The organism is Thioalkalivibrio paradoxus ARh 1 (genome assembly GCF_000227685.2).
In the GTDB taxonomy this organism is placed as follows: domain Bacteria; phylum Pseudomonadota; class Gammaproteobacteria; order Ectothiorhodospirales; family Ectothiorhodospiraceae; genus Thioalkalivibrio; species Thioalkalivibrio paradoxus.
The window spans coordinates 261444-282079 of sequence record NZ_CP007029.1 but is presented as its reverse complement, the minus strand read 5'-3'; the positions used below and the strand labels follow the sequence as shown (position 1 = coordinate 282079).

The window sequence follows — 20636 nt, the reverse complement described above, 5'->3', positions numbered from 1 at the left end:
GCGGCGCGTGTCGCGGTGATCGATGCACGGTAGTATAGAAAGGCACGTCAAGCGATTCCGGGAAAAGGTTCTGCACAGCATGTCGATCAAGAGTGTTTGCATCCTCGGGGGCACCGGCTTCGTCGGGCGCCACATCGTCGCGCGCCTGACCGACCGGGGCGTCGCCGTGCGCATCCTGACGCGCCACCCCGAACGCCATCGCGATCTGAAGGTATTGCCCGAGGTCACCCTTGCCTCGGGCGACCCGCACGATCCGGCCACGTTGGAAGATTTCTTTGCCGGGGCCGATGCGGTCATCAACCTCGTCGGGATCCTGAACGAACAAGGCCGCGACGGATCCGGGTTCCGGAAAGCCCATACCGAGCTGACCGAGAAAGCGCTGGCCGCCGCGACTACCGCGGGCGTGCGCCGCTTCGTGCAGATGAGCGCGCTGAAGGCGGACATGCCCGATCCGCCGAGCCACTACCTGCGCAGCAAGGCCGACGCCGAACGCGCGGTCTTCGCCGCCAGCGCATTCCCGGTCACGGTGTTCCGTCCCTCGGTGATCTTCGGGCCCGAGGATTCCTTCCTGAACCGCTTTGCCGGGCTGCTCAGGATCGCGCCGTTCATGCCGCTCGCACGCGCCGATGCCCGCTTTGCCCCGGTCTTCGTCGGCGATGTCGCCGATCACTTCGTGAATTGCCTCGACGATCCGTCGACCTTCGGCAAGGGATTCGAACTCTGCGGCCCACGCAGCTACACGCTGCGCGAACTCGTGCGCTACACCGCGCGCCTGACCCGGCGCCGGCGGCCGATCGTGCCGCTGCCTGGCTGGGCCGGCCGACTGCAGGCCACCGTGTTCGAGTTCGTTCCGGGCAAGCCGCTGTCGCGCGACAACCTCGCGTCGCTGTCGGTGGACAGCGTCTGCACCGGCGAGACCCTGCCCTGCCCGACGCTGCTCGAGGCCGTTGCCCCCGCCTACCTCGGCCAGGAGGGCCACCAGGCCCGGATGCAGCGCCTGCGCACGGGGACCCGGCAGTAGCGCGCCGCTCCCGGATCGAGAAGCCCGGCATCATGGAGACCTACCTGGTCGGCGGAGCCGTGCGAGACCGCCTGCTGGGGCGGCCGGTGCGCGAGAGGGACTACGTGGTGGTCGGAGCCACTCCCGCCGATATGAAAGCGCGCGGTTTCCGCCCCGTGGGACGCGATTTCCCGGTGTTCCTGCACCCGCGGACGCACGAGGAGTACGCACTGGCGCGCACCGAGCGCAAGACTGCGAAGGGCTATCGCGGGTTTCGCTTCAATGCCGCACCCGAGGTCACGCTGGAACAGGATCTTGCACGCCGCGACCTGACGATCAATGCCATCGCCGAGGCCGCCGACGGCCGGCTGATCGACCCCTACGGTGGCCAGGCAGACCTGCGGGCGCGCGTACTGCGGCACGTGTCGCCCGCCTTTGCCGAGGATCCGGTGCGTCTGCTCCGGGTCGCGCGGCTCGCGGCGCAGTTGTCCCCGTTCGGCTTCACCATCGCGGCCGAGACCGAGACCCTGATGCGGGAACTGGTGGACAGCGGCGAGGTCGACGCGCTGGTTCCCGAACGCGTCTGGGCCGAGTGCGAGAAGGCGCTGTCGAGTCCCGCCCCGCTTCGATTCTTCGAGGTGCTGCAAGCCACCGGAGCACTGGCGGCGCTGTTCCCGGAACTCGCGCGGCTGTTCGGGGTGCCGCAACCGCCGCGTTACCACCCGGAGATCGACACCGGCGTGCATACTTTCCTGGTGCTGGAGCAGGCCACGCGGCTCAGCACCAGCCCCGAAGTGCGCTTCGCGGCACTGGTGCACGATCTCGGCAAGGGCACGACCCCAGCCGAGATCCTGCCCAGCCATCACGGCCACGAGGAACGCGGCGTGCAGATGATCCGGGAACTGGCTCAGCGCCTGCGCATCCCGAAGCGCTATCGCGACCTCGCGATCAAGGTCGCGCGGCACCACGGTCTGGTGCACCGCGTGTTCGAACTACGGCCGGCGACGGTGCTGAAGCTGCTGGAGGGTCTCGATGCGCTGCGCCGGCCCGAAGGCCTGGAGCCGTTCCTGCTGGCGGTCGAGGCCGATTTCCGCGGTCGCACCGGATTCGCCGCCCGGCCCTACCCACAGGCCGATGCGGTACGCCGGGCCGCCCGTGCGGCCGCCGGCGTATCCGCCGAACCGCTCACCCGGGAAGGGCTGCAGGGTGCAGCCCTGGGCAGCGCGCTGCGCCGGGCGCGCATCCGCGCCATCGCCGCACTCGCGCTACGAGACGAGGCCCCGGACGGGCCCAACTGAGAACGGGATTCCGCGGCCATCGTGCGCACCCTCGCCGCGGCGTGGCAGCGCCAGGCCTCAGCCCGGGGGAATGCGGATCTGGACCAGCGCCGGTCCCAGGCGCCGGATCACCGCCGGGTCGTTGGCGGTCTTGGCCAGCATCAGCATGCCTTCCATGTAGGCGAGCATCGCCTCGGCGGTCGCCCGGACATCGACTGGACCCGTCTCGCCGATCGCGACCGCATCCTCGATCACGTGCTCGAAACGCGCCCGAATGGCCGCGAACACGACCTCGAGCCGGCGGCGGATGACCTCGTCGGTGGTGGCGAGCTCCAGCGCCAGGTTGCCGAACGGACACCCGGGCATCCGGCCCATCGCAGCCATCGCTCCCTGTTGAAAACCGCAGAGATGGTCCACGAAGCGTTCCAGCCTCCGCAGCGGCGGCAGGTCGCGTCCGAACGACGGTGACAGGACCTGCTCGTCCAGGATCCGCCGCAGCTCGTCGATCACCGCCAGGCTGAGGTCCTGCTTGCTCGGGAAAAAGTGATAGAAGCTGCCCTTTCGGGTGCGGGCCTGCGCGCAGATCTCGGCGACGCCCACGGCTGTGTAGCTGCGGCGGTGGATCAGGTCGCAGGCGCTGTCGACGATCCGCTGCCTCGTCTCGCGTTGATCGGTCATCGCGCAAGGATGGTGGACCGTCCGGTCAATGACAACGGGTAGGATTCCCCATTGCCGAGGCCTCCGGCGCGCAGCCGCGCAGCAGGTCCGATGCATCGGCGGTGGCCGCGCGATGACCCGCGGGTGCAGCGACTTGCCTCCCCCGGGCGGGCGCCGTACTCTGCGGCGGCGTTTGCGGATACGACGAGGACCCGACCGATGGATTTCACCCTGGCGCGCATGAACATGGTGGAGCAGCAGGTTCGCCCCTGGGATGTGCTCGACATGCGCGTCCTGGACGTACTGGAATCGCTGCCGCGAGAAACGTTCGTGCCCGCGGGCCGCGAGGGCCTGGCCTATGCGGATACCGAGATCCCCCTGGGGCACGGCGAGTCCATGCTGCCCCCGAGGGTCGTCGGACGATTGTTGCAGGCGCTGGCGCCCGCCGAGAGTGAAACCGCACTCGAGATCGGCACCGGTTCGGGGTATGTCACCGCCTGCCTCGCGCGGCTTGCCGCGCGGGTCGACAGCGTCGAGCATATCGACGAATTCCGCCTGGCGGCCGAGGCCCGGCTGGAAACGCTCGAGATCGGCAATGCCTCGCTGCAAACCGCGACCGTCGCCCCTGGCTGGACGCCACCGCAAGGCCGCTACGACGTGATCAGCGTCAACGGAGCGATGACGGTCTACGACCCGTTCCTGCAGCCGAGCCTGAACCTGGGCGGCCGGCTGTTCGTGGTGGTGGGACAGCCCCCGGTGATGCACGCCCGGATGGTGGTTCGGGTCGCGGAAAACAGCTATCGCACCGAAACCCTGTTCGAGACCCGCCTGAAGCCGCTGCTGGGCTTCGAACCGCGCACCGAATTCGTCTTCTGACCGTCGCCGCCCGCCGGGATTTGGCATGCCCATTGCCGCGGGCTCTGCTAGCATATGGGGATCGCGATTTCCCGGGGATCCCTGCCATGAAGATGCTTCGCACGCTGTGCGTAACCGCCGTGTTCGCCGCCACCTGGGCATTGCCCGCCCAGGCCGAGGATTTGCTGCAGGTGTTCGAGCACGCCCAGATGGAAGACGCCCAGCTGCGGGCGGCCGAGGCCCAATACCGGGCCGTTCTCGAGGCAAGGCCGATCGCGCGTTCCACGCTGCTGCCGCAACTCTCGGCCGACGCCGAGCTCGGCGCGTTCTACTCCGACCCTGACGGCAGCAGCAGCATCGACGGCACCAGCCGCAATATCGCGCTGAACCTGAACCAGAGCCTGTTCGACCAGCGCAACCGGATCGGCGTGCGCCAGGCGGACCTGCAGATCTCCAGCGCCGCAGCCGAACTCGATGCCGCCCGTCAGGATCTGATCCTGCGCGTCGCCGAGGCCTATTTCGGTGTCCTCGTCGCCCAGGAGACACTGGAGTTCCGCAGGGCCGAGCGCGAGGCGATCAGCCGGCAGCTCGAGCAGACCCAGCGGCGCTTCGAGGTCGGACTGATCGCGATCACCGACGTCAAGGAAGCGCAGGCCCAGTTCGACATCGCCTCGGCCGAGGAGATCGCTGCCGAAAACGCGCTCAACCTCGCACGCGAGCAGCTCGCGGTAATCACCAACCGCTATTACGACGAGCTCGCTGCGCTGGGAGAACACCTCGACATGCCGTCCCCGGACCCGATGGATCCGCAGGACTGGGTCTCGGCGGCACTCGAGAACAACCAGGAGCTGAACGCGCAGCGCCTGAACACCGAAGTCGCGCGTGAACAGATCGGGCGCCAGCGAGCGGAGGGGCTGCCGACCCTGGGGCTGGGCGCCTCGGTCAGCGACACCGGCTATTCCGGAGTGAATGCGGTGCCCGGGGGGCAGTTCAACGACCGCACCGACGCCCAGGTGGGGCTGCGGCTGGACGTGCCCCTGTACACCGGCGGACGCGTCAGCGCGATCACGCGCGAAGCCCGTGAGGAGTTCGAGGCGGCGCAGGAAACGGTAGTCTTCACCGAGCGCCAGACGGTGCAGAACACCCGGAACAGCTATCTGTCGGTGATCGCCAACGCCTCCCGGGCGCGCGCGCTGGCTCAGGCGCTGCAATCCACGCAGGCCGCATTCGAATCGGCCGAGGCCGGCTTCGAAGTCGGCACGCGTACCCAGGTCGACGTGCTGCTGGCCCTGCGCGAGGTCTTCAGAGCCGAGCGCGATTATGCCGAGGCCCGCTATGGCTACCTGCTCGAGACTCTGCGCCTGCAGCGCGCCGTCGGCAGCCTCAGCCTTGCCGACCTGCAGCGCATCAATGCATTCCTCGAATAAGGGCATAGACGCCGGTGCGCGATCGCCGGCAGGGCGCGGCCGCTGAGGCCGGGGCGCACCGGACGCGAAACGCGGGCCGGCGCCTCGGCCGGTGGCAGCCCGCACCGCCCAACCCTTGGAGAAAGTTTTCCGATGCGTCCTCTCGGTACCCTGCTTCTCGCAATCTGGCTGATCCTGTACGGGCTGCAGGGGCTGCTGGGCCTGCGCTTCCAGTATGACCACCTGGTGCTGAGCACGCTTGCGCTGGTCGCGGGAATCCTGCTGATCCTGAGGCGTTGACTCCGATGCGCCTGACACCTGCCGAGTACCGGGAGCTTCCGCACCGCCGGGTCACGCTGCTGGGCATGTCCGGGGTCGGCAAGACGTACCTGTCGAACATGCTCCGGCGCGAGGACTGGTTCCACTATTCCGGAGACTACCGGATCGGCACCCGCTACCTGAGCGAGCCGATCCTGGACAACATCAAGGCGCAGGCGATGCAGGTTCGGTTTCTGCGCGACCTGCTGCGCGCCGACTCGATCCAGATCATCAACAACATCACCGTCGACAACCTGCACCCGGTCTCCAGCTTTCTGGGCAAGCTGGGCAACCCCGAGCGCGGCGGGCTCTCGCTGACCGAATTCAAGCGCCGCCAGACCCTGCACCACGCTGCCGAGGTACAGGCGATGCTGGACGTGCCGGACTTCATCCAAAAGGCGCAGATCCTGTTCGACTACCCCCATTTCATCAACGATGCCGGCGGTTCCGTCAGCGAGCTGGATTCGCCCGAGGTGCTCGAGACGCTGACCCGGCACACGGTGATCCTGTACATTCGGGCCACCGAAGAAAACCGGCGCGAGTTGATCGCACGGGCCGAACGCGACCCCAAGCCGCTGTATTATCGCGAGCCTTTCCTCGACGAGCAGCTGACCCAGTACATGTCCCGACACGACCTCGAGTACGTGGCCCAGATCGACCCCGACGACTTCGTCCGCTGGGTGTTCCCGCGCCTGCTCGAGGCCCGCCTGCCGCGCTACGAGGCGATTGCCCGGGACCACGGCTACACCGTACTGAGCAGCGAGGTCGCGCAGGTCCGCTCGGCGTCCGACTTCGACGACCTGGTGCAGCTCGCGCTGGATCGCGGAGGGCGGATCTGATGCCGCTGGTCGCTCACTCCGACCTGCCGACCTTCGAACGCCTGCGCAAGGAAGGCGGCACGGTCCTCCCGAACGACTACGCGCTGCACCAGGATATCCGCGCGCTGCACATCGGTCTGCTCAACATGATGCCCGATGCCGCACTGGCCGCGACCGAACGCCAGTTCTTCCGCCTGGTTGGCGAGAGCAACCAGATCGCGCAGTTCTACATGCACCCGTTCACCCTGGCCGAACTGCCGCGCAGCCCCGGGGGGCAGGCCCATGTCGATCGGTACTACGAATCGTTCGACACCATCCGGCGTGAAGGCCTGGACGCGTTGATCATTACCGGCGCCAACGTGAGCCAGCCGGACCTGGCGCTGGAGCCGTTCTGGGAACCGCTGGCCGAGGTGGTCGAGTGGGCCTGGGAGAACGTCACCTCCACGTTGTGCTCGTGCCTGGCCACCCATGCAGTCATGCAGGCGCGCTACGGGGAACGTCGCCGGCATCGGGGCGCGAAGCTCTGGGGTGTGTTCGACCATCGGGTGGTCGACCGAACGCACCCGCTGGTATCCGGCGTGAACACCCGCTTCAACGTGCCCCATTCGCGCTTCAACGACGTGTCCCGCGAGCAGTTCGATCGCCACCGGTTGCAGGTGCTGGTCGAAAGCGAGCGTGCCGGCGTCCACCTTGCGGTATCGGAGGACGGGTTCCGGCTGGTGTTCTTCCAGGGGCACCCGGAATACGACAGCATCAGCCTGCTGAAGGAGTACAAGCGCGAGGTGCTGCGTTTCGTGAACGACGAGCGCGAGGACTTCCCACCGCTGCCCGAACACTACCTGTCCCCGCAGGCCGCGGCGATCCTGGAGGAACACCGCGAACGCGTCGAGCAGGCCCGGCAACGCCGCGCGCCGGCGCCCGAGCTTCCGGAACCGCTGCTGGTAGGCCGCCTCGACAACACCTGGCACGACAGCGCGCTCGCGGTGGTGAACAACTGGATCGGCAACGTCTACCAGTTGACCCATCAAGACCGGCGCATTCCGTTCCGCCCCGGGGTCAACCCCGACGCCCCGCTGAACTGGACCCGCTGAACCGCACCGGTTCGTTCCCCGGTCGCCGTCCGAGATCGCCATGTCCTCCCAGCCAGCCGCCCCGGAACCGCTGATATCGCTGTACGAGACCATCGCCGGCGACGAGGATGCGCGTGTCTGCCGCGACATCCCGGCCGACGCGTGTCATGCCCAGCCGGTCAATTTCTTCGTGCACCTGGTGTCGAACACGCTCAGCAAGATCGGCGACGAACTCGCCTCTGCACGTCTGGTGCTGGCGTGGATGCTGGGCGCGCTGGGCGCACCGGCGGCGTTCGCCGGCTTTCTGGTGCCGATTCGCGAGTCCGGCTCGCTGCTCCCACAACTGTTCGTTGCCGCCGCCATCCGCCGCCAGCCCGTGCGCAAGTGGTTCTGGGTGCTTGGCAGCGTCGGCCAGGGACTGGCCGTTGCACTGATGGCGGTCGTCGCGCTGACGCTCGAGGGTGCAGCCGCCGGCTGGGCGATCCTCGCGCTGCTGGTTCTGTTCGCGCTGGCCCGGGGGGTGAACTCGGTGGCCGCCAAGGACGTGCTCGGCAAGACCATCGCGAAGCGGCGGCGCGGCACGGTAATGGGCTATGCGGCATCGGCAGCGGGCCTTGCGACGCTGGGCCTGGGCCTGTACCTGACCCTGGCGAATCTCGAGCAGGCCGGGGTCGGGCTGTTCGCCGCGCTGCTCGCCACCGCCGCCGGCGTGTGGTGGCTGTCGGCAGCGGTGTTCGCCGGACTGCACGAACAGCCGGGCGCCACCGAGGGTGGCGGCAACGCCGTCGCCGAGGCGATGCGCTCGCTCGGTCTGCTCTGGAGCGATCGCGAGTTCGGCCACTTCGTGCTGACCCGCGCGCTGCTGATGAGCACTGCACTGGCCCTGCCCTTCTATGTGCTGCTCGCCGAGGCGGCCACCTCCGGCAGCTTCGTGACGCTGGGCCTGCTGATCCTCGCGACCGGGCTGGCCTCGGCGGTCAGCGCCCCGATCTGGGGCCGCGCGTCCGACCGCTCTTCGCGCCAGGTGCTGATCCTGTCGGGCCTGATCGCGGGACTGCTTGGAATCGGGCTGGCCACTGCGAGCTGGAGCGGAATGGCGCCGGCACTCGATGGCTGGGTCTACGCAGTGCTCTTCTTCGTGCTCGGAGTGAGCCACGCGGGGGTACGCCTGGGGCGCAAGACCTACCTGGTCGACATGGCGACCCAGCAGACCCGCGCCGCGTTCACTGCGGTCAGCAACACCGTAATCGGCGCGCTATTGCTGGTCGGCGGCCTGTTCGGGCTGCTGGCACAGCTGGCCGGCACCGAATTCGCGATCCTGGTTCTCGCGCTGTTCAGTCTTGCCGGCGCCGCAAGCGCCTGGCGCATGCCGGAGGTCTGAACCCATGGCCCTGCTGACGCTTCGCGGCATTCGCCTGGCCTATGGCCTGGCCGCCCTGCTCGACGGCATCGACCTCGCCCTGAACCCGGGCGAGCGCGTCTGCATCGTCGGCCGCAACGGCGAGGGGAAGTCGACGCTGCTGAAGATCCTGGCCGGCCGGATCCAGCCCGACTCCGGCGAGATCACCCGCACCGACGGGCTGGTCACGGCCTACCTGACCCAGGAGCTGCCCGAGGAGGTCCACGGCAGCATTTTTGATGTGGTCGCCGAGGGGCTGGGCGAGAACGGCCGCCTGCTCGAACGCTACCATCACCTGAGCCTGGACGCCGCACAGGGAGACGCAGCCGCGCTGGAGGCCCTCGGCCGGGTGCAGGCGGAACTGGAAGCAATCGACGGCTGGGCACTGCAGAACCGCGTCGAGACCACCCTGTCCCGCCTGGAACTACCGGCCGACCGGCCGTTCGCCGAACTCTCCGGGGGACTGCGGCGCAGGGTCTGGCTGGCGCGGGAACTGGTGCGCAACCCCGACCTGCTGCTGCTCGACGAGCCGACCAACCACCTGGACATCGCCGCGATCGCCTGGCTCGAGAACATGCTCGCCGGCACCGCGATGACCGTGGTGTTCATCACCCACGACCGCAGCTTCATGGAGCGGCTGGCGACCCGCATCGTGGAACTCGACCGCGGGCAACTGTACGAACACCCGCCCAGTCTGGAGGCGCTGCGCCAGCGCCAGGCCGAACGGCTTGAGACCGAGGCGCGACAGAACGCCGAGTTCGACAAGAAGCTGGCGCAGGAAGAGGCGTGGATCCGCCAGGGCATCAAGGCCCGGCGCACGCGCAACGAGGGCCGCGTCCGCGCCCTCGAGCGGCTGCGCCACCAGCGTGCCGAGCGGCGCGAACGCCAGGGCCAGGTGCGGCTGGCGCTGAATCCGGAGCAGCGCTCGGGCCGGCGCGTGATCGAGGCGGAACGGGCCAGCTTCGGCTACGACGGCGTGCCGGTGATCCGCGGCGTCGACCTGCTGCTGCAGCGCGGCGACCGGCTCGGGATCGTCGGACCCAACGGCGCTGGCAAGACCACGCTGTTGCGCGGGCTGCTGGGCGAACTCGCCCCGATCTCCGGCAGCGTCACGCTCGGCACCCAGCTCGAGATCGCCTACTTCGACCAGACGCGGGCGCAGCTCGACGAAGGCGCGACCGTGCAGGACACGGTCGGCCAGGGCCGCGACCGGGTCACGGTCAACGGCGTCACGCGCCACGTGCTCAGCTACCTGGAAGACTTCCTGTTCCCGCCGGCCCGTTCGCGCCAGCCGGTCTCGGCGCTCTCGGGCGGCGAGCGCAACCGCCTGCTGCTGGCGCGGCTGTTCCTGCGCCCGGCGAACCTGCTGGTGCTGGACGAGCCCACCAACGATCTGGATGTCGAGACCCTGGAACTCCTCGAGACGCTGCTGATCGAGTACACCGGCACGGTGATCGTGGTCAGCCACGACCGCGCGTTCCTGGACAACGTCGTGACCAGTACCCTGGTGCTGGACGGCCAGGGAAGCTGCGAGGAATTCGTCGGCGGCTGGTCCGATCTGCCGGAACGCGTGACCGCGCCGCTGCAGGAGACGCGCATCCAGCCCGCCGGCCCAGCGGCGGGCGCTACGGCACGCGCGGCAGTTCGTCCCTCGGAGACACCGGCTCGAAGCAGCGCCGCGACAAGCCCCGCGCCCCGAAAGCTTTCGTACCGGGATGCCCGGGAACTGGAACAGTTGCCAGCGCGCATCGAGCAGCTGGAAGCGGAACGCGAGGCACTGGCCGAACAACTCTCGGACCCCGAACTCTTCCGCAACCGCCCGGACCGCGTGCCGGAAGTGCAGAAGGCACTGCAGCGCCTGGAGGAAGAACTCGCTACGGCCTATGCCCGCTGGGAGGCGCTCGAGTCCGACGGGAGCTAGCAGCGGTCGAAGACGCAGGCAGTCGACACCGAGTGCGCTGCCGATCGCCGCAACGCGAACGGGCCGCCCTTGTTTCGGGATTCCCTCCCCCGGCCACGGGCAGCGCCCGCCGGTCATGCAACGCCAGCGGAAGAATCGGTTTCCAGAAGCGCCGCGACGCTGCCGCGCAGCAGCCCGATCACGTCCCGGCGCCCCGAAACCCCCGCAAGCGCACACAGCTCCGGCCAGCCGGCCAGCTCCAGCACCGCGGCCTCGAGCAGCGCACGCTCGCGGGCGGGCAGCCCCGCAGTCCGCGCCGGGTCCGCATGCAGCCACCGCTGCAGTGCCGGAAGCGCGAGCTCGAACGGCCGGGAAATGCGGGCAAAGGCACGCACCGAGCCCCAGTCCAGCGCCGCGCAGACAGCCCCGGCCGATGGCAGATCGGCGGCGACTGCCGCGGCAACCCCGGCCTCCAGCCCCCGCAGCGGACCGGCCCGCCAGACCGGCCAGTCGCGGCCCGCCCGTGCGCGCAGCCTCGCGAGATCGGCGACCGCCCCCGGCTGCGTGCCCCGAAGCACGACCGCCGCGTGCAAGCCACTGGTGGTCTCGCGCCGAAACCCGATGCGCAGGCATCGGAAACCCGCCGCCGTCCAGAATTCGATCAATCCCGGCTCCGCGCCGAAGCTCGCGCCCACCACCGGAACATCCCGCCGGCGCGCCCAGGACAGCGCCGCCCGCAACATGCGGCGGCCGAGCCCGCGCCGCTGCCAGCGCGGATCGACCGCGATGCGCAGTACCCGCAGCGCCGGGCGCCGCGCCGCTGCCAGCGCCCCGTGTTCCGCCAGCACGCAAGGCAGGAACTGCCCGGGCGGCCGGCGCTGGCCGGACCACACGGCGTCGGCCAGCGCCGGTTCCAGCCCGGGCTCGAGCTGCACCAGCACCACCCCAACAATCCCGGAGCCGGCGGTCTCACCCAGCAGCCCCACCCGCAGCTCCGGGGCATCGAGCCAGCGGCGCAGGTCCGACGGACGCGTACGGTAATGGGCGTCGGAGAGCAGCCCGACCACCGCTCGTAACCGCGGCTCGCTGGCGGCAAGGCTTGCGCCGGAAAGCCAGCGCATGCGCAATGCGGGCTCCTCGGCAGCCGCAGGCGCGCGCGCCTCGGCCTCGGCGTCCAGCAGGAACAGCCGGTCGATCCAGTCTTCCAGCGGGTCCCCGGGCGGCCAGCGCACCGGGCGATGCAGCCGGAACTCGTGCAGCCGGAAGCCATCGGCGTGCAGCGCCTTCAGGAACCGGTGCCGGAAACCCTGGCCACTGCCCTCGAACCCGGTTGTCGTCGTCGCAAACACCACGCGCGGCGCCAGGCGCGCAAGACGGCGCAACTGATGCACCGGCAGCGCCGCGGCCTCGTCCACCACCAGCAGGCCGGGCGCGGACCCGCGCTCCAGTAGCTCGTCGGGCGCCAGGTACAGTGGACCGTCGCGCGTTCCGGCACCACACGGGATGTCCGTACCGCGTTCGACTTCGGCGAGCAGCGGGCGGATTCCGTCCCGGTTCGGGGCGGTGACGCGAACATCCAGCGAAGTCCGACGCAGCCAATGGGCGACCAGCGCTCCCAGCAGGGTCGATTTGCCGCGCCCGCGCGGCGCGGTGAGGACCGCGCAGGTCCTCGGCAACCAGTTCGTGGCGGATGCGAGGGCCCGGAATACGCGCTGCTGCCCGGCGTTCAGCCGGTGCCCTGCCACTCGCGGCGCGATCGCCGGGACCGGCCAGCGGCCATTCTCCGCGACTCGTTCCACGAGGTCCTCGGCCAGGAACCGGCGCAGGCGCCGGCCGAACGGTGTCGGCGGCGGCTCCCCCGCGAGCAGCAGGAATACGCCGCCACCGCGCAGCAGCCCGGCGGCGATCGCCAGCGCATCCACCGGCGGCAGCTCTCCGCCCTCGAACACCAGGGCGTCGAGTTCGCGGCCCAGCCAGTGGCTGGCCTGTGCCGGACGCGTGCCCGGCAAGCCCCCGGGAACGGAGGGGCCGAACCATCCCACGTCGCAGGATAACGCCAGCTTCCGCAACCAGGCAGCGGCCCGGTCGCGCGCGCCTGGCGCGTCGGGCACCACCACGAGGCGCCGCGGGATCCGAAATGACGGGGGGTCGTCGGACATCGCCCGCCATGGTACCAGCCACCGGTCGACGCGATGGACGCCCCCGATCGCGACAACAGCACGGCGACTCGGAAAAAGAAACCAAAGTTTTATTGGCGTTCGCGCGAAGTCCGGCGTATAGTCAGGCGCGTGAGAGGCCGTCAAGCCACTGATCGTGGTGGATCTGTATCAGCATTCGCTTCCGTTGAACGGTTGCTGCCGAGCCGCTCACTTTTGTTTCTCTCTAAGTAACGAGGTTTATGGTTGTGAATACTGGTGTCGTGAAGTGGTTCAACGAAAGCAAGGGTTTCGGGTTCATCACTCCCGATGATGGCGGCAAGGACGTGTTTGTCCACTTCTCCGCAATCGATGGAAGCGGATTCAAGACCTTGGCCGAAGGCCAGAAGGTGTCGTTCGAAATTCAGCAGACCCCGAAGGGCCTGGCCGCCGGCGCGGTGAAGGCGATCTGACGGTGCTGCAGGATCCGGGGGTCACCCCGGGTCCATCGGGCCGCCTCGGCAGGGGCGGCTTTTTTTTGCCCGGTGCCCCGCCGGCATCGGGCACGCCAAAGGCCAGCGTGGCGGGGATTGTCCGCGACGCCGGCCTCGGCAATTCCGGTTCAGGGCCGGGCTACAGGCTGTAGTACATATCGAACTCGACCGGGTGCGTGGTCATGCGCAGGCGCGTGACTTCCTCCATCTTCAGCGAGATGTAGGCGTCGATCATATCGTCGGTGAACACACCGCCCGCGGTCAGGAACGCGCGATCGTTATCGAGCTCCCGTAGCGCCTGGTCCAGCGCATTGCAGACCTGCGGGATATTCTTTTCTTCCTCCGGCGGCAGGTCGTACAGGTTCTTGTCCATCGCATCGCCGGGATGAATCTTGTTCTGGATGCCGTCGATCCCCGCCATCAGCATCGCCGCGAAGGCAAGATACGGGTTGGCGGTGGAGTCCGGAAACCGAACCTCGATGCGGCGGGCCTTCGGGCTCATCACGAACGGGATACGGATCGACGCGGAACGGTTGCGCGCCGAGTAGGCCAGCATCACCGGCGCCTCGAAACCGGGCACCAACCGCTTGTAACTGTTGGTCGACGGGTTCGTGAACGCGTTCAACGCGCGCGCATGCTTGATGATTCCGCCGATGTAGTACAGCGCGGTTTCCGACAGTCCGCCATAGAGGTCGCCGCTGAAAAGATTCGTCCCGTCCTTCGCCAGGGACATGTGCACATGCATCCCGGAACCGTTGTCGCCTACGATCGGCTTGGGCATGAAGGTCGCGGTCTTGCCGTGAGCATGGGCGACGTTCTGGACGACGTATTTCAGGATCTGGACCTCGTCGGCCTTGCGCGTCAACATCGCGGCCCCGACACCGATCTCGCACTGCCCCGCGGTCGCGACCTCATGGTGGTGCACCTCGGTGTGCAGGCCCATCTCGTCGAGCACGTCGCACATGGTCGAACGGATGTCATGCAGGCTATCCACCGGCGGGACCGGGAAGTAGCCGCCCTTGACCGTGGGTCGATGACCGATGTTGCCATCCTCGTAGACCCGCTCGGAGTTCCACGAGGCCTCGCTGGAATCGACCCTGCAGTAGGAACCCGATAGCGAGGTGCCCCACTTCACGTCATCGAGCACAAAGAACTCGTTTTCGGGCCCGAACAGCGCCGTGTCGGCGATACCGGTCGACGCCAGATAGGCCTCGGCGCGCTTGCCCAGCGAGCGCGGGCAGCGATCGTAGCCCTGCATCGTCGCCGGCTCGACCACGTCGCAGCGCAGGTTCAGCGTCAGATCCTCGAAGAACGGGTCCAGCACCGCAGACCCCGCGTCCGGCATCAGGATCATGTCGGACTCGTTGATGCCTTTCCAGCCGGCGATCGACGACCCGTCGAACATCTTGCCGTCCTCGAAGGTGTCCTCATCGATCTCGTGGGCCGGGACCGTTACGTGCTGTTCCTTGCCCTTGCTGTCGGTAAAGCGGAAGTCGATGAACTTCACTTCCTTTTCCTGGATGGTTTTCAGCACATCGGCTGCGGACATGAGTGTCTCCTTTCGTTTGGCTTGAGCGTGATGGTTGGACATAGCCCGCCGATGCAGGGCACAGGTCAGGGCGATCCGTTACGTCCGAAGCTGGAAGCATGGTCCGTGCCAACCATGACATGGCACCCGGATGGCCCATGATGACAGCCTCGCCGGACTTGTGCACCAAACTGGAACGACGACCGCACTACCGCGGTGCAAACCGGCATCACGGGCGCCCATCGCTGGTGCGCGCCCGAAACAGGATCAGGATCTGGCCCAGCTGGTCCTGGAAATCCGACCGCTGCCGCAAGAGTTCCGCAAGCTCCACCGCGCGCCGGTTCAGTTCCGCACCCGCCTGTTCATCGTCGAGCCGCAGGGTCACCGTCACATGCACGCGGCCGCCCAGGTAGTGCAGTCCCACCTGTTCGACCGCGGCGAGTTCGGGCGCGTCGTGCCACGCCGCCCTCAGGCATTCGGTGATCTCCGGGCGCAGCGGCAAACCGACCGAACGCAACTGCTCCTCGTCGTTCTCGGGATCGACATGAACCGTTACGTCACGCAGCGCGGGCAGGCTCGCCATCACCGCCCGGTACACCTCGTCCGCGATCTGGTGCCCCTCGGACACCGAAATCTTCGGGGCGACCTGGATATGCACGTCGGCCGCGGCCTCGTTGCCCAGCCTTCGCGTGCGCAGCATATGCGCGCTCTTCACGCCCGGGACGCCCGCGATCGCATCGCGGATGGTCGCCACCTGTTCCGGTTCCAGCGCGGTATCGATCAGCTCGGCAGCGCTCTTGAACACCAGGCGCCAGGCCATGCGCAGGATGAACAGCGCGACCACCAGCGCAGCCACCGCATCCAGCCAGGGCCAGCCGGCGACCGCCCCCCCGATGCCCACCAGCACCACCAGCGACGAGATCGCGTCGCTGCGGTGGTGCCAGGCGTTCGCGTGCAGCAATGGCGACCCGATCCGCCGCGCAACCCGCACCGTGTACTGGTACAGGCCTTCTTTCGCAACCAGTGTCAGCACCGCGAAGGCCAGCGCCGCCGGAGCGGGGCCGGTCATCAACTCCCAGTCCAGCAGGCGCTGCACCGCGAACCAGCCGATGCCCAGCGCCGCGATGGCGAGCATCACGCCGACCACGACGGTCGCCAGTGTCTCGATGCGCCCGTGACCATAGGGGTGATCCCGGTCCGGCGACGCCGAAGCCTTGCGTGCAGCAACCAGTACCACGCCATCGCTGACCAGGTCCGAAAGCGTGTGCACGCCGTCGGCGATCAGCGCCTGCGACTGGAACAGCCAGCCGGAAACGATCTGGGTCACCGCCAGCAGGGAGTTCACCACCGCGGCGACGATCGTCGCCAGGCGCGTGGCCCGATAACGCTCCCTGCGCGAAAGCGGCGCAACGCTTGCGGAGCCGTCGGTCACAGGCTACCCTCTTGATTGCAAATAATTCTCATTAACGAAGATCATCGACACCGATAGAGCAGAAAGGGGCGCCATGCTGGTATTGCAGGCATCATTGAACCATGCGCAGCGCATGCTGCGCATCATAGACAGTGCCTCCGGCCAGGTGGTGACCGAGTGGCGTGGCGTCGCGGTGGACCGGGTGCTGGCATCGGCTGGGCTGACGACAGCGGATCTTGCGACCGCCACGGGTACGGCAGCGCCCGCCCGCGTGCTTCGCAGCCTGCTGTTCGAGGCGCTCGTCGCGGACTTCGTCGCGCCCGGAGCCACCCACCGTGGCCCGGCGGAAGTCATTCCCTTGCCTCGATGCCGAGCGGGCCAGAACCGGGCTCGGGAGCGCCCGGCACGGACCTGAACGACCCTCCGGCAGCGCGGACGGTGGCCGAGCACTGGGGCGGCCCGTTATACTCTCGCCTTTTCCTTGCGATTCAGGCACATCATGCACCCCACCACGGTCACCTTTCAGGATCTGATCCGGCAGCTCCAGGACTACTGGGCCGGCCACGGCTGCGTGCTGCTGCAGCCCTACGACATGGAGGTCGGGGCCGGCACCTTCCACCCGGCGACCTTCCTGCGCTCGATCGGTCCGGAACCCTGGCGCGCGGCGTATGTGCAGCCTTCGCGACGCCCGACCGACGGCCGCTACGGCGAGAACCCGAACCGACTGCAGCACTATTACCAGTTCCAGGTGTTGCTGAAACCGTCGCCGCCCGATATTCAGGAACTCTATCTGGGCTCACTGCGCCATCTCGGCTTCGATCCCACCGTGCACGATATCCGCTTCGTCGAGGATAACTGGGAGTCGCCGACACTGGGCGCCTGGGGTCTCGGCTGGGAGGTCTGGCTGAACGGCATGGAGGTGACCCAGTTCACCTACTTCCAGCAGGTGGGCGGCCTCGACTGCCGGCCCGTTTCCGGCGAGATCACCTACGGGCTGGAACGGCTGGCAATGTACCTGCAGGGTGTCGAGAGCGTGTTCGACCTGGTCTGGACCGAGGCACCGGACGGCACCGTCGTCACCTATGGCGACGTGTACCACCAAAACGAGGTGGAACAGTCGATCTACAACTTCGAGCAGGCGGACCGCGACCATCTGTTCGCCGCGTTCGACACCCATGCCTCGGAGAGCGAGCGCCTGATCGCGCTGGGCCTGCCGCTGCCGGCCTATGAACAGGTGCTGCGCGCCTCGCACAGCTTCAATCTGCTCGACGCCCGCGGCGCGATCTCGGTCACCGAACGCCAGCGCTACATCCTGCGGGTGCGCGAACTCGCGCGGGCGGTGGCCGCCGCCTACTACGAAAGCCGCGAAAAGCTCGGCTTCCCGCTGCTGGCGCGCGCCTCGCAAGCGGCTTGACGCGGCGGCACCGGCCGCATTACCCACCGAACGCTAGCGCCCCGTCGGGGCCTGATGGACATCGCCATGGAAGATCTTCACCCCCTGCTGTTTGAACTCGGCATGGAGGAACTGCCGCCGAAGGCGCTGCCCGCGCTACGCGATGCATTGCGCGACGAATGCCTGCGGCGCCTGCGCGACGCCGGCATTACGCCGGCCGCGGTCACCGCCTTCGCCACGCCGCGGCGCCTTGCGCTGCTGCTCGACGGCATCCCGGCACGCCAGCCCGATCAGGTCCAGGAACGCCGCGGCCCGGCGGTCAGCGCGGCGTTCGGCCCCGACGGCACGCCGACGCGCGCGGCCGAGGGATTCGCCCGCTCCTGCGGGGTCGAAGTCGAGGCGCTCGCACGCGAGAATTCGGACAAGGGCGAGTACCTGGTGCACCGGCAGACCCTCCCGGGTGCGCCGCTGGAGGAGCTGCTGCCCGGTATCCTGTCGGCCAGCCTGGCCGCATTGCCCACCCCGAAGCGGATGCGCTGGGGCTCCGGCGACGCGGAGTTCGTGCGCCCGGTCCACTGGCTGGTCGTGCTCCATGGCGACCGCCTGGTCGAAATCGAGCTACTGGGGCTGCACAGCGGTCGCCGCACCCGCGGGCACCGCTTTCACTGCTCGCATGAACTGGAACTCGGGCATGCCCGCGACTATTCGCGCGTGCTGGAGCAGGAAGGCATGGTCGTCGCGTCGTTCGAGCAGCGCCGCAGCGCGATCGAGGCCCAGATCCGCGCCGAGGCCGACGCGGCTGGCGGTCAGGCACTGATCGACCCGGCCCTGCTCGACGAGGTCGCGGCGCTGGTGGAATGGCCGGTGGCCCTGACCGGCAGCTTCGATCCGCGCTTCCTGAACGTACCGCAGGAGGCACTGATCTCGACCATGCAGGACAACCAGAAATACTTCCCGCTGGTGGACGCCTCAGGCACGATGCTGCCGCGCTTCGTGGTGATCAGCAACATCCGGTCGCGCTACCCCGAGGCCGTGCGCAGCGGCAACGAGCGCGTGCTGCGCCCGCGCTTCGCCGACGCCGAATTCTTCTGGGAGCAGGATCGCCGGGAAACGCTGGAAAGCCGGCAACCCTGGCTGGAAACGGTCGTATTCGAACGCCGGCTCGGAACGCTCGCCGACAAGGTCCGGCGCGTGGCCCTGCTGATGGAGGAGCTGACCGGGCCGATGGGGCTGGACCCGGCGCTGGCAAGGCGTGCCGCCCTGTTGTCCAAATGCGATCTGGGCACGCGCATGGTGTTCGAATTCCCGGAACTGCAGGGCACGATGGGCCGCTACTACGCGCAGCACGACGGCGAGCCCGACGCATTGGCACAGGCGCTGGAGCAGCACTACTGGCCGCGCCAGGCCGGCGCGGAACTGCCGGAGGGGCCACTGGCCCAGGCGCTGGCGCTGGCCGACCGGCTCGACACCCTGGTCGGCATCTTCGCGATCGGCAAGGAACCGACCGGCGCCCGGGATCCCTTTGCGCTGCGCCGCGCGGCACTGGGGCTGCTCCGGATCCTGATCGAGCGCGAACAGCCGCTGGCGCTGACGCCTTTGTTGCAGGCCGCGGCCTCGAGTCTCTCGGACCGGGTCGCACAAGCGCCGGACGCAGTGCCCCGAGTCCGCGCCTATATCTTCGATCGCCTGCGCGGCTACCTGCTGGAGCAGGGCATGGCGGCCGAGGTCTTCGAGGCGGTCGCAGCGCTCGAACCCGATGTGCCGCTCGATTTCGTGCACCGTGCCCGGGCGGTGCAGCAGTTCCGCAGCCGTCCGGAGTCGGAGGCGCTTGCGGCGGCGAACAAACGCACCCATAACCTGCTGCGCAAGGCCGGCGACGAGGGCACCGGCGGCGTCGACGAAACACTGCTCCAGACTCCGGCCGAGCAACTGCTGCTGGAGGCGCTGCGCGCGGTCGAGCCGCGCGTGGCGGCCGCCGTCGGCAACCGCGACTACGTCGCGGCGATGTCGGAGCTGGCCGGTCTGCGCGCGCCGGTGGACGCGTTCTTCACCGACGTGCTGGTGATGGTCGACGATCCGCCGCTGCGCGCGAACCGGCTGGCCCTGCTGCGCCAGCTCTCCGCGCGCTTCGACTCGGTGGCCGACATCTCGCGACTGGCGACCGGATGAAGACCCGCGCGCCTGAAACCCGAGCGCCCGCCCGGCCCGAGTGGTTTCGGAGCGTTTGCTGATGCTGCAATGGCTCCGCGCACTCGTGTTCTGGATCGGGTTCGCCGCCTCGACGGTGGTGTTCGGGCTGCTGGTCGCCCCGCTGGCACTGCCGTTCGGATGGCACGGTCGCTACCGGGCATTGTCCCAGTGGACCCGGTTCAACGTCTGGTGGCTGGGCGTCACCTGCGGCCTGCGCCATCGGGTGCACGGTGCCGCCAACCTGCTGCAACCGCAGGCCGCGATCGTGATGGCCAAGCATCAGTCGGCCTGGGAAACGCTCGCCCTGCAACAGATCCTGCCGCCGCAGGTCTGGGTGCTGAAACGGGAGCTGATGCGCATCCCGTTCTTCGGCTGGGCGATCGGCATCGTCGACCCGGTCCCGGTGGACCGCAAGGCGGGACGCCGCGCGCTCGATGCGCTGGTCGAGGCCGGGACCGAACGCCTGCGGCGCGGGCTGTGGGTCGTGCTGTTTCCCGAAGGAACGCGGGTGGCACCGGGAGAGCGCGGCCGCTACCGCATCGGCGGCGCGGTGCTGGCCGCGCGCAGCGGACATCCGGTGGTCCCGGTCGCGCACAACAGCGGCAGCTTCTGGCCCCGGCGCAGTCTGGCGAAGACCCCGGGGACGATCGACGTGGTGATCGGACCGCCGATCCCGACCCAGGGGCGGGAGCCGGAAGCGATCCTGGCCGATGTCGAGAACTGGATCGAAACCGAGGTCGCGCGCCTGGAACGCAGGGTGTAGCCACCCCGCATAACCCTCTTTC

General features: G+C 68.5%; 18 protein-coding genes. 14 read left to right on the top strand and 4 right to left on the bottom strand.

The window, feature by feature from the left end; all coding sequences use genetic code 11:
• Positions 1–79 precede the first annotated feature (79 nt).
• Positions 80–1021 carry a complex I NDUFA9 subunit family protein gene (locus tag THITH_RS01300; protein WP_006746327.1) on the top strand — a complete coding sequence of 314 codons (942 nt, stop codon included), beginning with the start codon at positions 80–82 and terminating at the stop codon, positions 1019–1021.
• 32 nt (positions 1022–1053) lie between these two features.
• Positions 1054–2298, top strand: a complete 1245-nt coding sequence (locus THITH_RS01295; RefSeq protein ID WP_006746328.1) for a multifunctional CCA addition/repair protein — start codon at positions 1054–1056, stop codon at positions 2296–2298.
• Between the two features lie 57 nt (positions 2299–2355).
• Here THITH_RS01295 and THITH_RS01290 read toward each other — a convergent pair whose 3' ends face one another.
• Complete coding sequence (locus THITH_RS01290; protein ID WP_006746329.1) at positions 2356–2955, bottom strand: TetR/AcrR family transcriptional regulator; 600 nt, start codon at positions 2953–2955, stop codon at positions 2356–2358.
• A 198-nt stretch (positions 2956–3153) separates the two neighbouring features.
• Between THITH_RS01290 and THITH_RS01285 the strand changes: the two genes are divergently transcribed.
• From THITH_RS01285 to THITH_RS01255, 7 genes are all read left to right on the top strand, one after another.
• Complete coding sequence (locus tag THITH_RS01285; RefSeq protein ID WP_006746330.1) at positions 3154–3810, top strand: protein-L-isoaspartate O-methyltransferase family protein; 657 nt, start codon at positions 3154–3156, stop codon at positions 3808–3810.
• 86 nt (positions 3811–3896) lie between these two features.
• Positions 3897–5216: a TolC family outer membrane protein gene (locus tag THITH_RS01280; protein WP_006746331.1), complete on the top strand. Its 1320-nt coding sequence runs from the start codon at positions 3897–3899 to the stop codon at positions 5214–5216.
• 132 nt (positions 5217–5348) lie between these two features.
• Positions 5349–5495 carry a hypothetical protein gene (locus THITH_RS18625; RefSeq protein ID WP_006746332.1) on the top strand — a complete coding sequence of 49 codons (147 nt, stop codon included), beginning with the start codon at positions 5349–5351 and terminating at the stop codon, positions 5493–5495.
• A 5-nt stretch (positions 5496–5500) separates the two neighbouring features.
• Positions 5501–6352: a hypothetical protein gene (locus THITH_RS01270; RefSeq protein ID WP_006746333.1), complete on the top strand. Its 852-nt coding sequence runs from the start codon at positions 5501–5503 to the stop codon at positions 6350–6352.
• On the top strand, positions 6352–7422 hold the full coding sequence (metA, locus tag THITH_RS01265) for a homoserine O-succinyltransferase MetA (protein WP_006746334.1): 1071 nt from the start codon (positions 6352–6354) through the stop codon (positions 7420–7422). The genes THITH_RS01270 and metA overlap by 1 nt, the downstream gene beginning before the upstream one ends.
• 40 nt (positions 7423–7462) lie before the next feature.
• The gene (locus THITH_RS01260) at positions 7463–8782 is read left to right on the top strand and encodes an MFS transporter (RefSeq protein WP_006746335.1); all 1320 of its coding nucleotides are present in this window, start codon (positions 7463–7465) and stop codon (positions 8780–8782) included.
• Positions 8783–8786: 4 nt separating this feature from the next.
• Complete coding sequence (locus tag THITH_RS01255) at positions 8787–10721, top strand: ATP-binding cassette domain-containing protein (RefSeq protein ID WP_006746336.1); 1935 nt, start codon at positions 8787–8789, stop codon at positions 10719–10721.
• Between the two features lie 113 nt (positions 10722–10834).
• Here THITH_RS01255 and THITH_RS01250 read toward each other — a convergent pair whose 3' ends face one another.
• Positions 10835–12859, bottom strand: a complete 2025-nt coding sequence (locus THITH_RS01250; RefSeq protein ID WP_006746337.1) for a GNAT family N-acetyltransferase — start codon at positions 12857–12859, stop codon at positions 10835–10837.
• Positions 12860–13104: 245 nt separating this feature from the next.
• On the opposite strand from THITH_RS01250, the gene THITH_RS01245 reads away from it, so the two are divergent.
• Positions 13105–13308, top strand: coding sequence for a cold-shock protein (locus THITH_RS01245; RefSeq protein WP_006746338.1), 204 nt, complete (start codon positions 13105–13107; stop codon positions 13306–13308).
• Between the two features lie 160 nt (positions 13309–13468).
• On the opposite strand, the gene glnA is transcribed toward THITH_RS01245, so the two are convergent.
• Both glnA and THITH_RS01235 read right to left on the bottom strand, forming a co-directional pair.
• The gene (gene glnA / locus THITH_RS01240; protein WP_006746339.1) at positions 13469–14878 is read right to left on the bottom strand and encodes a glutamate--ammonia ligase; all 1410 of its coding nucleotides are present in this window, start codon (positions 14876–14878) and stop codon (positions 13469–13471) included.
• 208 nt (positions 14879–15086) lie between these two features.
• Entirely contained in the window at positions 15087–16289 is a 1203-nt protein-coding gene (locus THITH_RS01235; protein ID WP_006746340.1) for a cation diffusion facilitator family transporter, read from the bottom strand.
• 73 nt (positions 16290–16362) lie between these two features.
• Here THITH_RS01235 and THITH_RS01230 point away from each other — a divergent pair, with 73 nt between their 5' ends.
• The 4 genes from THITH_RS01230 (at position 16363) to THITH_RS01215 (ending at position 20614) form a co-directional block, all read left to right on the top strand.
• On the top strand, positions 16363–16683 hold the full coding sequence (locus THITH_RS01230; protein WP_006746341.1) for a hypothetical protein: 321 nt from the start codon (positions 16363–16365) through the stop codon (positions 16681–16683).
• 84 nt (positions 16684–16767) lie between these two features.
• Positions 16768–17682, top strand: a complete 915-nt coding sequence (glyQ, locus tag THITH_RS01225; RefSeq protein ID WP_006746342.1) for a glycine--tRNA ligase subunit alpha — start codon at positions 16768–16770, stop codon at positions 17680–17682.
• A gap of 66 nt (positions 17683–17748) precedes the next feature.
• The gene (glyS, locus tag THITH_RS01220) at positions 17749–19830 is read left to right on the top strand and encodes a glycine--tRNA ligase subunit beta (RefSeq protein WP_006746343.1); all 2082 of its coding nucleotides are present in this window, start codon (positions 17749–17751) and stop codon (positions 19828–19830) included.
• 61 nt (positions 19831–19891) lie between these two features.
• The gene (locus THITH_RS01215; RefSeq protein ID WP_006746344.1) at positions 19892–20614 is read left to right on the top strand and encodes a lysophospholipid acyltransferase family protein; all 723 of its coding nucleotides are present in this window, start codon (positions 19892–19894) and stop codon (positions 20612–20614) included.
• Positions 20615–20636: the final 22 nt, after the last annotated feature.